The organism is Blastococcus carthaginiensis (assembly GCF_030731085.1).
Classification (GTDB): Bacteria; Actinomycetota; Actinomycetes; order Mycobacteriales; family Geodermatophilaceae; genus Blastococcus; species Blastococcus carthaginiensis.
In genome coordinates, this window is the sequence record NZ_JASNFN010000016.1 from 43,169 (window position 1) to 55,854 (window position 12,686).

At 72.8% G+C, this 12,686-nt stretch carries 11 protein-coding genes; 6 read left to right on the top strand and 5 right to left on the bottom strand.

The features are described 5' to 3' along the window. Positions 1-89: 89 nt before the first annotated feature. The 5 genes from QOZ88_RS14180 to QOZ88_RS14200 are packed head-to-tail and all read right to left on the bottom strand — an operon-like array spanning position 90 to position 4,987. Complete coding sequence (locus QOZ88_RS14180) at positions 90-983, bottom strand: sulfotransferase domain-containing protein (protein WP_306000390.1); 894 nt, start codon at positions 981-983, stop codon at positions 90-92. A gap of 2 nt (positions 984-985) precedes the next feature. Beyond that, a complete protein-coding gene (locus tag QOZ88_RS14185; RefSeq protein ID WP_306000391.1) occupies positions 986-2,389 on the bottom strand; it encodes a carboxylate--amine ligase in 1,404 nt (467 codons plus the stop codon). Further along, positions 2,386-3,282, bottom strand: coding sequence for an isocitrate lyase/phosphoenolpyruvate mutase family protein (locus QOZ88_RS14190; RefSeq protein ID WP_306000392.1), 897 nt, complete (start codon positions 3,280-3,282; stop codon positions 2,386-2,388). Before QOZ88_RS14190 ends, QOZ88_RS14185 begins: the two co-directional genes overlap by 4 nt. A gap of 50 nt (positions 3,283-3,332) precedes the next feature. Further along, positions 3,333-4,307 (bottom strand): NAD(P)-dependent oxidoreductase, encoded by a 975-nt coding sequence (locus QOZ88_RS14195; RefSeq protein WP_306000393.1) that lies wholly within the window; start codon positions 4,305-4,307, stop codon positions 3,333-3,335. Continuing rightward, positions 4,304-4,987, bottom strand: a complete 684-nt coding sequence (locus QOZ88_RS14200; protein WP_091929206.1) for a nucleoside/nucleotide kinase family protein — start codon at positions 4,985-4,987, stop codon at positions 4,304-4,306. The genes QOZ88_RS14195 and QOZ88_RS14200 overlap by 4 nt, the downstream gene beginning before the upstream one ends. Before the next feature lie 442 nt (positions 4,988-5,429). Here QOZ88_RS14200 and QOZ88_RS14205 point away from each other — a divergent pair, with 442 nt between their 5' ends. From QOZ88_RS14205 to QOZ88_RS14230, 6 genes are all read left to right on the top strand, one after another. Beyond that, on the top strand, positions 5,430-6,353 hold the full coding sequence (locus QOZ88_RS14205) for a sulfotransferase family protein (RefSeq protein WP_306000394.1): 924 nt from the start codon (positions 5,430-5,432) through the stop codon (positions 6,351-6,353). Next, positions 6,350-7,993: an oligosaccharide flippase family protein gene (locus QOZ88_RS14210; RefSeq protein WP_306000395.1), complete on the top strand. Its 1,644-nt coding sequence runs from the start codon at positions 6,350-6,352 to the stop codon at positions 7,991-7,993. The genes QOZ88_RS14205 and QOZ88_RS14210 overlap by 4 nt, the downstream gene beginning before the upstream one ends. Beyond that, complete coding sequence (locus QOZ88_RS14215; RefSeq protein ID WP_306000396.1) at positions 7,990-8,988, top strand: glycosyltransferase family 2 protein; 999 nt, start codon at positions 7,990-7,992, stop codon at positions 8,986-8,988. Before QOZ88_RS14210 ends, QOZ88_RS14215 begins: the two co-directional genes overlap by 4 nt. Continuing rightward, on the top strand, positions 8,985-10,142 hold the full coding sequence (locus QOZ88_RS14220; RefSeq protein ID WP_306000397.1) for a hypothetical protein: 1,158 nt from the start codon (positions 8,985-8,987) through the stop codon (positions 10,140-10,142). The genes QOZ88_RS14215 and QOZ88_RS14220 overlap by 4 nt, the downstream gene beginning before the upstream one ends. Positions 10,143-10,215: 73 nt before the next feature. Beyond that, on the top strand, positions 10,216-11,397 hold the full coding sequence (locus tag QOZ88_RS14225; RefSeq protein WP_306000398.1) for a YveK family protein: 1,182 nt from the start codon (positions 10,216-10,218) through the stop codon (positions 11,395-11,397). 140 nt (positions 11,398-11,537) lie between these two features. Next, positions 11,538-12,632, top strand: a complete 1,095-nt coding sequence (locus QOZ88_RS14230) for an aminoglycoside phosphotransferase family protein (protein ID WP_306000399.1) — start codon at positions 11,538-11,540, stop codon at positions 12,630-12,632. Positions 12,633-12,686 lie beyond the last annotated feature (54 nt).

Below are 12,686 nucleotides of genomic sequence, written 5' to 3' on the forward strand. Positions count from 1 at the left end.
AGGTACCCACGAGGCCTCCCCTCGCCGGGTCCGGGAATCGGGACATCACCGAGGTGGGGTCAAACGCCCGGCGGTGGCGGTGAGTTCCCTCACCGGCCCGGGAACGGCTGCGACCGGTCCGCCGCCGGCGCCGGCGCGCTCGAGTAGCCCCACAGCTCCGAGACCGGCCTGCCCAGCACGGAGTCCAGCCGGAGCACCTCGTCGGCGAACCCCTGCCGGAGCTCGGCGGCCAGCGCCGGGTCGACGGTGGGCCGGTCGTCCTTGTAGGGCCGGTAGAGCGCCTGCCGGACGACGATCGACCGCTTCACCCGGGACCGCAACCGGCGCAGACCCGTCCGCTTGGCCAGTTTCGAGGCCGACTTGGCGGCCGCCGCGACGGCGGCGCTCCGGGGCCTCCCGGCGGGCATCCTGCTCTTCAGGTCGGCCGGCGGCAGCTCGAGACGCCGGGCGCCCAGGAAGGCGAAGACCTCGTCGGCGTAGGCCTGGGGGTCCGCGCGCAGGTCGTCGAACAGGCTGACGTGCAGCTGCGAGCGCGGGAACAGGTCCAGGTACCGCTGCAGGTGCGTCGCGTACCTGCCGCGGTCGAGCAGCCGCGGGAACTTCTCCAGCGCGGCGGCGAAGGGGCCGTCGTACTGGCCGTTCTTCACCAGGTCCAGGTAGTCGGAGAACGCCCGGTCGACGGGCTCGCGCAGGCAGACCAGCAGGCGCATGCCCGGGTTGAACTCGGCGATGCGCGCCCCGGCCGCGGGCGAGGAGAGGTACGAGTGCGAGATCTCGCCCACGGCCGCCTGGTCCCCGGCGGACCGGAAGTGGTCCAGGTACCACTGCGGCCCCTCGTCGAAGTGCTGGTCGAAGTAGTACAGACCCTTGTCCGACGCCAGGTACACGTCCGGATGACCGGCCAGGGCGTTGAAGAGCCAGGTGGACCCGGCCTTGCTCGTACCGATGTAGGCGAAGTCGGGGATCGTGGTCGTGGCGGGCACGGCTACCTCTCTCTCCTGGCGGGGCGGGCCGCACCCGCGTGCTCGGCCGTGGACGTGGTCGGCGACAGCGGGACGGGAACCGTCCGCGCGCCCTCTCGTGGGCCGTCGGGCCCAGGGGGGGATCCCGGTCCGGGGCCCGGGCGTCGCACCCGGCCGGTCGCCCGGCGGCGAGTCGCCCAGGTCCGGCGCCCGCGGGCCAGCAGCATCCCGACCCCCCGCCGGCCGGCCTGCAGCAGGTCGTGCACGAAGGGCTGCGGGTCGGAGCGGGACACGACGGCGTGCCACTTGGGTCCCCGGACGGACCGCCACCAGTCACCCGGGCCGAGCTGGCCTCGTCGGGCGAAGTACAGCGCGGACTGCACGTCCCGGCGGTCGTCGATCCACTTGGCCCCGACGTACCGCTGCTGACGGGCGGCCGGGAGCGGGAGGCCGACCATGTCGCAGTAGGCCGTGTAGAGCAGCTCCACCCCACCGGCCTCGGCGATGGCGGAGCGGCCCGTCGGCCGCCCGATGTTCGGCTCGATGATGAGGTGCCGGCCGGTGCGCGCGTCCTGCTTCATCTCCACGTAGGCGAGCCCCCGGTAGTCGAGCCCGGCGAAGAGGCGCAGGGTCTCCCGGAGCACCTCGTCGTTGCGGCACTCCTCCCCCAGAGCGCTGGTCCCGGTGTGCGGCGGCCACTGCCGGAGCTTGCGCGCCACGAAGGTGACCAGCGGCCGGGAGCCCGCCCCGAAGTAGGCGTTGCAGGAGTACAGGGCGTCGACCCCGCCGTCGACCCACTCCTGGGCGATGAACCGGTCCGACCAGGAGGCCACGCGGTCGTACACCTCGAGCAGCTCCCGGCCGTCCGACACCTGGAAGGCCTTGGCGCTGGTGTGCGACTGCCAGACCGCCGACTTCAGGGGCGGCTTGAGGGCCACCGGGTAGGTGAGGCTCCGGGCGGCGCGCTCGGCGTCGTCCCGGCTGTCGATGATCACCGTCCCGGGGATCGGCAGGCCGTTCTCCTGCGCGTGCCGGAGAAAGCCGACCTTGTCCATGAGCATGTCGACGACGGCGTGCTCGGGGAGCGCGACGTGGTACCACGGCGCCAGCCGGTCCCGGTGCCGCGAGATCTGGAGGACGGCCAGGTCCGTGCAGGGGATGAGGGCGGCCCGGTCACCGAGCTCGGGCCCCAGGCGGAGGAGGACGTCGACGACGTCCTCGCTGCGCAGGTCCGCCTCCAGCACCCGCGTGCACGCGCGGGTCCGGCACGCGTAGTGCTCGAGGCTGTTGGTCACCCCGATGACCGGGACCCCGCGCGCTGCCAGGATCCGGGCGGTCTGCAGCCCGGTGATCGTGTCCAGGCCGAGCACGACGGCCGGCGGCCCCCCGGCGACCGTCGTGCCCGTCCTGCGCGAGCCGGCGATCAACCCCCGGACTCCTCGAGCGCGATGGCCTCCTTGGTCCCGACCAGCTCGAAGATGTGGTCCACCGGGGCGATGTGCGGATCCACCGCGGACGCCTTCCGCTCCCTCCGGAGGGTGTCGAGCACCTGCTCCATGGCCCCGACCGCGGCGCGCATGGGGTGGTTGGCCAGGATGATCATCGAGAAGCCCTTGTCGTAGAGCTCCTGGTCCGTGTAGTCGGGGAAGAGGGTCGGCACGGCGACCAGCGGGGTCTTCCCCAGTCCGCCCCAGCTCCCGAGGAAGCCCTCGATCTCTCCCAGCGACTTGTCCTTGGAGTGGATGAGGATCGCATCGGCCCCGGCGTCGGCGTAGGCGTCGGCGCGTTCGCACGCCGCCTCCACCCCGTGGCCGGCGATCAGCGCCTCCACCCGCGCGACGAACACGAAGGAGTCGGTCTCCTGCGCCGCTTTGCCGGCACGGATGCGCCGCGCCTGCTCCTCGACGGGGACGAGCTCCCTCTTCGACTCGCCCTTGTAGAGGCTGTTGCGCTTGGGGAACAGGTTGTCCTCGACGCAGACCCCGGCGATCCCGGCGCGTTCGTACTCGATGACCGTGCGCACCACGTTGGACAGCCCACCGAAGCCGTTGTCGCAGTCGGCGAGGACCGGCAGATCCGTCGCGCCGTCGATGCGGACGGCCGCCTCGAGCGCCTCGGTCATGGTCGTGAGGTTGAGGTCCGGCAGGGCGTGGGCCATCGTGGCGACGGCGAACCCGCTCACCCACACGGCGTCGAAGCCGTAGGACCCGATCAACTGGGAGCTCATGGCATCGTGGGCTCCGACCGCCACGAACGGCCGCTCGGCCTCCAGGCCCTCCCGCAGTGCAGCTCGCTTCTTCTCCGCGCGATTCGTTCGCATGCTGACCTTCCTCTGCTCGTGTGCTCGGGGTTGGGGCGGCCGCGGCCGCGTCAGCGGGCCGTTCCGGTGACCACCTCGTCCGGGATCAGGAGGTCGTCGAGGCAGCCGCGCTCGTGAGCGCCGAGCAACTCGACGACGCGCTCGCCGATGAGCCGCTGGGAGTCCCACGCCATGGCACCGATGTGGGGGGTCAGGACGACGTTGGGCAGGGCCGCCAGCGGCGACACCACCCCCTCGCCCTCCGACTCGTGGACGTCGAGCGCCGCGCCCAGCACGCGATCGCCTTCCGTGAGCTCGGTGTAGAGCGCCTTCTCGTCCAGGACCCCGCCGCGGGCGACGTTGACCAGGAACGAACCGTCCTTCATCCGCGAGAGCACGCGGGCGTCGACGATGTGGTGGGTGCGTTCGTCGAGCGGGAGGTGCAGGCAGAGGAAGTCGGCCTCGGCCACCACGGTGTCGAAGTCCGCCAGGACGATGCCGCGCCCGGCGAGACCGCCGGCCACCTCCGGGGTGACCCGGTCGACGCACCCGATCGCCCGCATCCCCCAGGCGACCCCCATCTCGCCCACCCGGCTGCCGATCCGTCCCGCCCCGACGATGCCGAGCGTCTTGCCGGCCAGGAGGGGGCCACCGAGCTGCGCCTTGGGCCAGTGCCCCTCACGGAGCAGGCGGTCGGCGAGGGCCACCTTCCGCACCAGGCTCAGCAGCAACCCGAAGGTCAGCTCGGCCACCGGCTGGGCGGACGAGCCCGGCACCCGGACGATCTGCACCCCGCGCGACCGGGCGTGCTCGATGTCGATGTTGTCCAGGCCGGAGCCGGCCCGGACCAGGAGCTCGAGGTTCGGGGCGGCGTCCAGGACCGCGGCGGAGATCTTGACCCCGCTCCGGAACACCACGGCCTCGCGGTCCCGCACGAGGTCGATCAGCTGCTCCTCGGGCGCGTTGAACGCCCGCACGACGTCGTGGTGGGACTCCAGGACCTTGATGGCCGCCGGGTCGATGGAGCTGGCCAGGAGGATCTTCACGCGCGCCTCTTCTCGGAGAATTCGGTGATCACCGTCGCCACGTCACGCGCGACGAGGTCCAGCGGTCGGTCCACGTCGACCACCACGAACGACGGGACGACCTCCGCGAGCCGGAGGTACTGCCGGCGCCGCTGCTCGAGCCATTCGGGGCTCGCCTCCCGCTTCCGCGCGAAGAGCACCGCACCCGGGGCGTCGAGGCAGATGACGAGATCCGGTTTCGGGTAGGCGTGCTCGAGCAGGTAACCGTGCACGCGGGAGGCGAGCGGCCGCCGGCCCTCGGTCGCGACGTCGAAGTGGTAGTAGTCGGCGTAGAAGTGCCGGTCGAAGACGACGATCGAGCCCCGCCTGCGGTGGTACTCGGCGACGATCTGGCGGAACCATTCCTCGGCCAGCCACAGCACCAGCCGGGCGCCCCGCACGCCTGCCTTCGCCACGCGCCGGACCGGGCTGCCGGCCGCCGGCACGGGTTGCTGCGACGGTGCGGTCATGTCCGAGCGCCGGCCGCGTGCGGACTTCAGCGCGAGGGCCAGCCGTGTCGTGGGCAGCATCAGGCTGCTGGCCTCGAGGTTCACACCCATGTAGATGCGCTTGACAGGCGCGGGCATCGGCTGCCGCTCGAGCAGCTCGCTGATGGTGCTCTTGCCGGCGCCGTCCGGTCCGATGAGGGCCACGCTGAACATCAGCGAGGTCCCCGGCCGGTCGTACCCGCGGCCGGAGCCGGGTTGCCGATCCAGCGCGTGCGACCGCGGCTCGACGAGGTCGGCGCCAGTCGCGCCGGAGCGAGCCGCTCGCTGGGTACCGACAACGCGTCCCCCCGTGGGTGTCCGTCCTGCGCCACGCAGGTTTCACCGGAAGTTGGCCCGGCGGATCCCCTGGATCGGTTGCGGATCCGGGGGGTCCTGGTCAGGTGCCGCGGGACGCTAGCCCAGATCGACGGCGTTCTGACCCCCTTCCCGCACGGCATCTGCAGAAGGGCTCCGATCGGATCCGCTGCGGGCGCCGTCGTGGGCCGTCCGGACAGCGGCGCGGTGACGACCGGTCACAACTGCCCCTCCAGCCGCTAGCCTCTGGCACCTTGCCGGGCCGGAGCGGTCACGCGCACGAGACGAGGAGCCGACGGGGATGAGTGAGACCCGCATCGCGGACCTGGTGATCGCCGGTGTGCCCAAGGCCGGCACCGGTTCCCTCTTCGCGTACCTGGCCCAGCATCCGGACGTGTGCGGCTCCGATCTGAAGGAGACGGGGTACTTCAACCACTACAACCCGCAGCGCCACACCGGACCGGTGCCACCGATCGAGACCTACGCACGGCACTTCGCCCACGCACGCGGGGAGCGGTACGCGCTCGAGGCGACGCCCACGTACTCCTACGGTGGCCGGCCGGTCATCGAGGCGATCCGCACGGTGCTGGGCAAACCGAAGATCATCATCAGCCTCCGCGACCCCGCGGACCGGCTCTGGTCGGCCTACACGTTCCAGCGCTCGGTGGGCAACAACGTGCGGATCGGATCGTTCGAGGAGTACCTGCGGGTCCTCGAGCAGCGCCACCGCGAGGGGGTCCAGCCGGTCCCCCGCGACGGGCTGCACGGGCTGCGGATCGGCTTCTACGCCGACTACCTCGGCGACTGGTTCGAGGAGTTCGGGGACGACCTGCGGGTCGTCTTCCTGGAGGACCTCAAGCGCGACCCCCGGGCGGTGATCGCGACGTTGTGCACCTGGCTGGGCATCGACGTCGACGTGGTCGCCTCGCTCGACGCCGAGCCGCGGAAGGTGACCCAGCATCCCCGGAGCACCCTGCTGGCCGCCGCGGCGCGCACGGTGAAACGACGCAGCGAGCGCCTCCTGCCACCGGCGGCGCAACGGGGCCTGCGCCGCGCCTACGCGCACCTCAACAGCGGTGGCGAGCTGAGCGAGAGCTTCGACCCCGAACTGCGCCGGCACATCCAGGACATCTACCGGGAGTCGAACCAGTCCACTGCGCGCCTCCTGGCGGCGCGGGGGTACCACGACCTCCCCGGCTGGCTCACGGTCAGCTCGCCCGCATGAGCTCGCCGCCCCGCCCGCCCAAGGAACGGCCCCCGGCCGACGACCCGGCACCGGTCGAGCCGCTGCCCTCCCCCGACGGCATCCCCGACGGCACGGAAGCCGAGGCCGCCACAGCACCGCGATACGGCACGGGGACCAGCCGTCAGATGCGCCGCTCGCAGGTCCGCGGGTCGGCGCTCCTCGTCGTCGGCCGGATCGTGACCCTGCTGCTCACCACGGCCACGCAGGTCGTCATCGTGCGGGTCCTGACGCAGAGCGACTTCGGCGCGTTCTCCTACGCGCTGGCCCTGGCGGCGGCCGGCCGCACCCTGCTGTCCCTCGGGCAGGGCAGGCTGCTCAGCCGGTTCATGGCCAAGTACGAGGAGCACCAGGACTACGACCGCATGTTCGGCGCGGTGCTGCTCGCGGTCGGGACGATCGTCGTCACCAGCCTCGTCGGCCTGGGGCTGTTCCTCAGCTTCCCCGATCAGCTCCTGAACACTGCGGACCCGGCGACCGTCCAGGTCGTGCTCATCCTGCTGCTCCTGGCGCCGCTGGAGGCCCTCGACCAGGTCTTCATCAACATCTTCGCCGTCTTCAGCGCCCCGGGCGCCATCTTCTTCCGCAAGTACCTGTTCACGCCCGGGCTGCGCCTGGCCGTCGTCGTGGCGCTCGCCCTCACCGGGGCATCGGTCGAGTTCCTCGCGATCGGGTACGTGGCCGCCGGCCTCGTCGGGCTGGTGGTGTCCCTCGGGGTGCTCGTGCGGGTCCTGCGGGAGCGCGGGCTGCTCGAGAAGCTGCGGCCGCGCCGCCTGCGCGTCCCGTTCAAGGCGGTCTTCTCCTTCTCGACGCCGCTGCTCACCGGGGAGCTGCTCCAGCTGTCGCTGGTCGTGGGCGGCGTCCTGGTCCTCGGCTACTACCAGTCCGCCGAGGAGGTCGCGACCTACCGGGCCGTGTTCAACCCGTCCCGGCTGAACACGGCGGTGCTCGGCGCCTTCGTCCCGCTGTTCCTCCCCCTCGCGGCACGGCTCTTCGAGCGACGCGACATCGACGGCCTGCGTGCGGCGTACTGGCACACGGGAGCGCTGGTGGCGGTCCTGACCTTCCCGGTCTTCGCGCTGACCGGCCCCCTGGCCCACGACCTCACGCTGCTGCTGTTCGGCCCCCGCTACAGCGAATCGGCGCTGGTCCTGGCGCTGCTGTCGATCGGCTACTACTTCAACACCGCCCTCGGTTTCAACGCCTACACGCTGCAGGTGTGCGCGCGGTTGCGGTTCCTGGTCGGCGTCAACGTGTCCGTCGCGGTGCTGAACATCGGGCTGAGCATCCTGCTCGTGCCGAGGTACGGGGCGGTCGCGGTGGCGATCGCGAACCTCGCGGCCCTGGTGGTGCAGAACGTGCTCAACCAGTGGGCGCTGCGCTCGTCGATCAGGACGGGCTTCATCGACCGCAGCTGCCTGCGCTGCTATCTCGCGATCGTCGCGTGCGCGGCGACCCTGTGGGTCTTCCAGTGGACGTTGCGCCCCGGCCTGCTGGTGGGTCTGGTCGCCGCCACGGCCGCCTCCCTGGTCGTCCTCGTCGTCGGCCGGCGGGCGATCGAGCTGGAGGAGAACTTCCCCGAGCTGGGCCGGGTCCCGGTGCTGCGGTGGCTGCTGCGATGACCGCCACCGGGAGCTGCGCGGACCTGGTCAGCGTGATCGTGCCGGCCCGCGACGAGGAGGAGTCGATCGACGCGACGCTGACCTCGCTCCGCCGCCAGGACTACCCGGCCCTGCAGATCATCGTCGTCGACGGTGGTTCGACCGACGGCACGGTCGCGGTGGTCGAGCGGCACAGGGCCGAGGACCCGCGTATCGAGCTGCTGCCCAACCCCCGGCAGATCATCCCGGCCGCCCTCAACATCGCCCTCGCCGCTGCCCGTGGCCGCTGGGTGGTGCGCATGGACGCCCATTCCACGGTGGGCGACGGTTACGTCAGCGCCGCGGTCGCCCGTCTGCGCGAGGGCCGCTGGGGCGGTGTCGGCGGCCGCAAGGACGGGTTCGGGACGACGCCCGCGGGCCGGGCCATCGCGGCGGCTCTCGGCAGCAGGTTCGGCGTCGGCGGATCGCTGTACCACTACGGCACGACCGAGCAGACCGTCGACCACATCCCGTTCGGCGCCTACCCCACGGACCTGCTGCGCCGGCTCGGCGGCTGGGACGAGCGGCTCGTGGCCAACGAGGACTTCGAGTTCGACTACCGGCTCCGCCGCAGCGGGGCGGTGCTGCTCTTCGACCCGGCGCTGAAAATCTCGTGGAAGAGCCGGCAGACGGTGCGGTCGCTCTACCGCCAGTACCGGCGCTACGGCGCGGGCAAGCTCGACGTCGCCCGGTTGCACCCGGCGTCGCTGCGCCCCCGCCACCTGGTTCCGCCGCTGCTCGTGCCGTACCTGGCGACGGCGGCCGTCGTCGCGGCACGGCGGCCTCTCCTCGGGTGTGCGCTGCTCGCCCCGTACGCAGCCGGGCTCACGGCGGCGTCCATCGGCACCGCACGGACCCTCGAGGACCCGGCGTCCCGGGTGTACGTCCCCGCCGCCTTCCTCGCCATGCACGTCGGGTGGGGCGTGGGCGTCTGGGCCCAGGCGCTGCAGCTGCTGAACGAGAGCAGGAGGCCATGACCGGAGCAGCAGGCACGACCGTGGCGGAGACCGAGGTCACCGGGCCGGACGTCGACTTCGACCTCCACGGCATCGTCGGCATCCGGGTGGTGGACGCACGCCCGGAGGACGTGGAGACCCTCACCCGCCAGCTCGGCCCGCTCACCGCCCCCCTGGCGCGCGAGCCGGAGATCACCATCCGGTTCGTGGACGAGCTCGACGGGCCGCGGCCGATGACCTACGCCACGTGGCCGGAGAGCGCCGGCACGGCGGACGACTTCTACCTCCTCCGCGGCAAGGACGGCGTGGCCGCCCGCACCCGGTTCCCGGTGGACACCATCGGGGACCGCTGCGAGATCGTCTGCGAGCGGCGCGCCGGGCACGTCCCGCACCTGCTCGCCGTCATCAACATGACCGCGCTCCGCCGAGGCGTCCTGCCGCTGCACGCCTCGGCGTTCACCCACCAGGGCGTCGGCGTGCTGGCGACCGGCTGGGGCAAGGGCGGGAAGACCGAGGCCCTGCTCGCCTTCGCCGCGCGCGGCGCGCGCTACGTCGGTGACGAATGGGTGTACCTGACCCCGGACGGCGGGATGCACGGCGTGCCGGAACCCATCCGGCTCTGGAACTGGCACATCGACCAGATGCCCGGGCTGCGCGCGCGCCTCCCGGTCACGACGAGGGCCCGGCTCCGGTCGCTCCCCGCGGTGGCCTCGTCGGCGGCGGGTCTGTCCACGCGTCTCGGTGGCCTGCCCGCGTCGGTTCTGCGCCGCACCGCGCCGGTGCTGCGACGGCAGGCCTACGTCCAGGTCCCCCCTGCCCGGATCTTCGGCGCGGATGCGCTCGCCCTGCACGGCCGGGTGGACCACGTGCTGTTCGTGCTCAGCCACGACCACGACGAGGTCTCGATCGAGCCCGTCACCGGGGCCGCGGTGGCCGCGCACATGCTCGCCTCCCTCGAGGAGGAGCGAGCCCCCCTGCTCGCGGTGTACCGGCAGTTCCGCTTCCTCTTCCCCGAGCGCCGCTGCGCGGTGATCGACGAGGCGCGGGAGATCGAGCGGTCGCTGCTCCAGCGGTACCTGGGTGACCGGCCGTGCCACGTCCTCCGGCACCCGTACCCGGTGGAGCTCCGGTCCCTGGTCGGACCGGTGGAGACCGCGCTGGGCGAGCGGCCGTGAACCGAGCCCTGCCACAGGCGTGTGATACGTGTCAAAGTGCGCCGACTCCAGCCACGACGGACAGGAGCAGACCATGAACGGACCCGGTGGCGACGCGATCGGCATGTTGCGGTGGGGGCTGCGCCGGTACTGGCCGGTGTTCCTCGTGTGCGTCCTCCTCGGCGCCGTCGCCGCGCCCCTGGCCGCGAGCAGGGTGGAGAAGCCGGCGGAGGCCGACGCCCTGATCGTCGCGACGCGGCTCGACATGAGCCTCACGGCGATGCCCCGCTACGGCGAGACGGTCTTCGACAACGGCCAGGTCGCGCAGGCGGTGGCCGCCGGCTTCGGTGACGTCGTCCCGCTGAGGAACATCGTGCCGGACCGGGTCTCCCTGGTGGCGGACCAGGACTCCATCGTCTTCCGCGTCATCGGTCACGATCCCGACCCGCAGACCGCGGCCGACCTGGCCAACACCGCCGCCACCACCTTCGTCGACGCCCTGAACGCCCCAGGGGCGGGCGTCGGGCTGTTCCAGCTGCTGAGCCAGGCGCAGCCACCTCCCCCGCCCGGCCCGGCCCTGAACGAGAAACTCGCCGTCGTGGTGGGCGGGGCCACGGGGCTCGTGCTCGGGCTGACGGCGGTGTCCCTGCTCCTCGCCGTCCGGCGACCGGTCATCGACGCGGCGGGGGTGGACGACGCCACCGGGGTGCCGGCGCTCGGCACCGTCACCGTGCCCCGCACGCGTCGGGGGCGGTCAGCCCGGCCGGACCAGTTCCCCGGGCTCATCCCGGTGTGCCGCCGGCTGCTGCGGCTCAAGACCCCCACGATCGTCCTGGTCAGCCGGGCCGGCGAGGAGCGGATGCGCGGCAAGCTGTCCGTGGCCCTCACGAGCGTCCTGATGCGGGTCCGCGACATCCGGTTCATCGGGCCCGCCGACCTGCACGAGGTCGTCTCCGAGCGGAAGGCCGCACTGGGCGCCGACCCCGGCCGGCTCGACCTCTCGGGTACCGATGGCCCGACCGGCCTGACCGTCATCGACAGCAACGACCCGCTGGACCTGGTGCAGCCGCCCGAACTCACCGCCGCCGTCCTCGTCGCCCGGGAGGGCATCAGCAGCGCCGCCCTGCGGGCCGCCGTGCTCGAGCACCTGGGCGGCAGCGCCGAGGCCCGGGTCCTGCTGGTCAAGCGGGGCCGCCGGTACCGGTCCGAGCCCGCGCCCGGGAGCAAGCGGGCGGATGCGCCGCACGTCGTCGAGGAACCAGCCCTGGGGCGGTAGGCAGTGGGACCTGTGGCGACGCCCGGTGGTGCGCGGTCGGACGAGCGCACCGCGACCGGCGCGACGGCAGGTCGACCGGGAGGGCGCCGGTGGTGAGGCCCGCGCGACCGGTCGGACGTCCGGCCACCGGTGCCGAAGAGGTGATCCGGCAGCGCGTGGCCGAGTGCGCGGACCAGTGGTTTCCCGGCACCGGCGCGCGACCGCACGTGCGGCTCCGCCGGCTCGTGGACCGGCCGCGCGCGGTGCTCTACGCCGTCCACGTCGGGCACCGGACCGCCCGGCCGCAGGTCCTGGCCAAGGTCCGCCGCGGCTGGTCGGACGCGGTGCGCGACGTGGGAGCGCGTCCGCGGCTCACCCCGTCCCTGCTCCCGGCCTCGGAGCAGACCGCGCTGGAGTTCACCGGGCTGACCGCCGTCCAGGCGATGTTCGGGAACGGGAACCCGGAGTTCGGGGCCGTCCGACCGCTGGACCACCTGGCCGACCACGACACCGTCCTCATGGAGTACGTGGCAGCGCCGACGCTGCGCGACGTGCTGGTGGGAGCCAGCCGGTTCTCGCCACGGATCGGCCGGCGCTCGCGGCGCGGTGACGAGGAGACCTGGCGGCGAGCAGGCGCTTGGCTGCGCGTCTTCCAGCAGCAGATGCCGGCGGCCGGCCTGCCGGTCCGGCAGGCGACCCGGGACGACGTGGTCGACCGGTTCGAGGCCTTCGGCGGGTTCCTGACCGATCGGCTCGGCACGCGGACGGCGGGAGAGGCGGTCCGGTCCGGCGCGCGGCTGGCTGCCGACGTCCTGCCCGCCCGCCTGCCCCTGGCGGTCGGGCACGGCGACTACGCCCCGCGAAACGTGTTCCTGCTCGAGGACGATCGGCTCGCCGTCTTCGACCCGCTCACGCGGTGGCGGGTGCCGCGGGTCGAGGACCTCTGCCGCTTCCTCGTGGCGCTCCGGATGCAAGGTCTGCAGCTGCACACGCACGGCGCGGCGTACAGCGCCGAGGATCTGGACCGCCGCGAGCGAGCGGTGATCGACGGCTACCGTGGCGACGGTGCGCTGCCTGCGGAGGAGATGCGCTGCCACCAGCTGCTGATCACCCTGGACAAGTGGGCGGCGCTCGTCGACAGCCCGTCCCGCAGCATCCCGGGGAAGGTGCGCAGCGCCTCCCTCCGCGCGGCGTCCGGGTACCTTCGGCAGGAGACCGAGCGCCTCGTCCGGCTCGTCGGGTTCGAACCGGGCTGATCGTCGCGCCCGACCTCCGCCGCGCCCGGGAACCGGCAGCGTGCGCCCGCTGGG

Excerpts from the sequence above, each read along its gene's own strand:
- QOZ88_RS14190 (WP_306000392.1), bottom strand. The coding sequence starts at position 3,282 with ATGCGAACGAATCGCGCGGAGAAGAAGCGAGCTGCACTGCGGGAGGGC.
- QOZ88_RS14215 (WP_306000396.1), top strand. The coding sequence starts at position 7,990 with ATGACCGCCACCGGGAGCTGCGCGGACCTGGTCAGCGTGATCGTGCCG.
- QOZ88_RS14205 (WP_306000394.1), top strand. The coding sequence starts at position 5,430 with ATGAGTGAGACCCGCATCGCGGACCTGGTGATCGCCGGTGTGCCCAAG.
- QOZ88_RS14200 (WP_091929206.1), bottom strand. The coding sequence starts at position 4,987 with ATGTTCAGCGTGGCCCTCATCGGACCGGACGGCGCCGGCAAGAGCACC.
- QOZ88_RS14225 (WP_306000398.1), top strand. The coding sequence starts at position 10,216 with ATGAACGGACCCGGTGGCGACGCGATCGGCATGTTGCGGTGGGGGCTG.
- QOZ88_RS14210 (WP_306000395.1), top strand. The coding sequence starts at position 6,350 with ATGAGCTCGCCGCCCCGCCCGCCCAAGGAACGGCCCCCGGCCGACGAC.
- QOZ88_RS14220 (WP_306000397.1), top strand. The coding sequence starts at position 8,985 with ATGACCGGAGCAGCAGGCACGACCGTGGCGGAGACCGAGGTCACCGGG.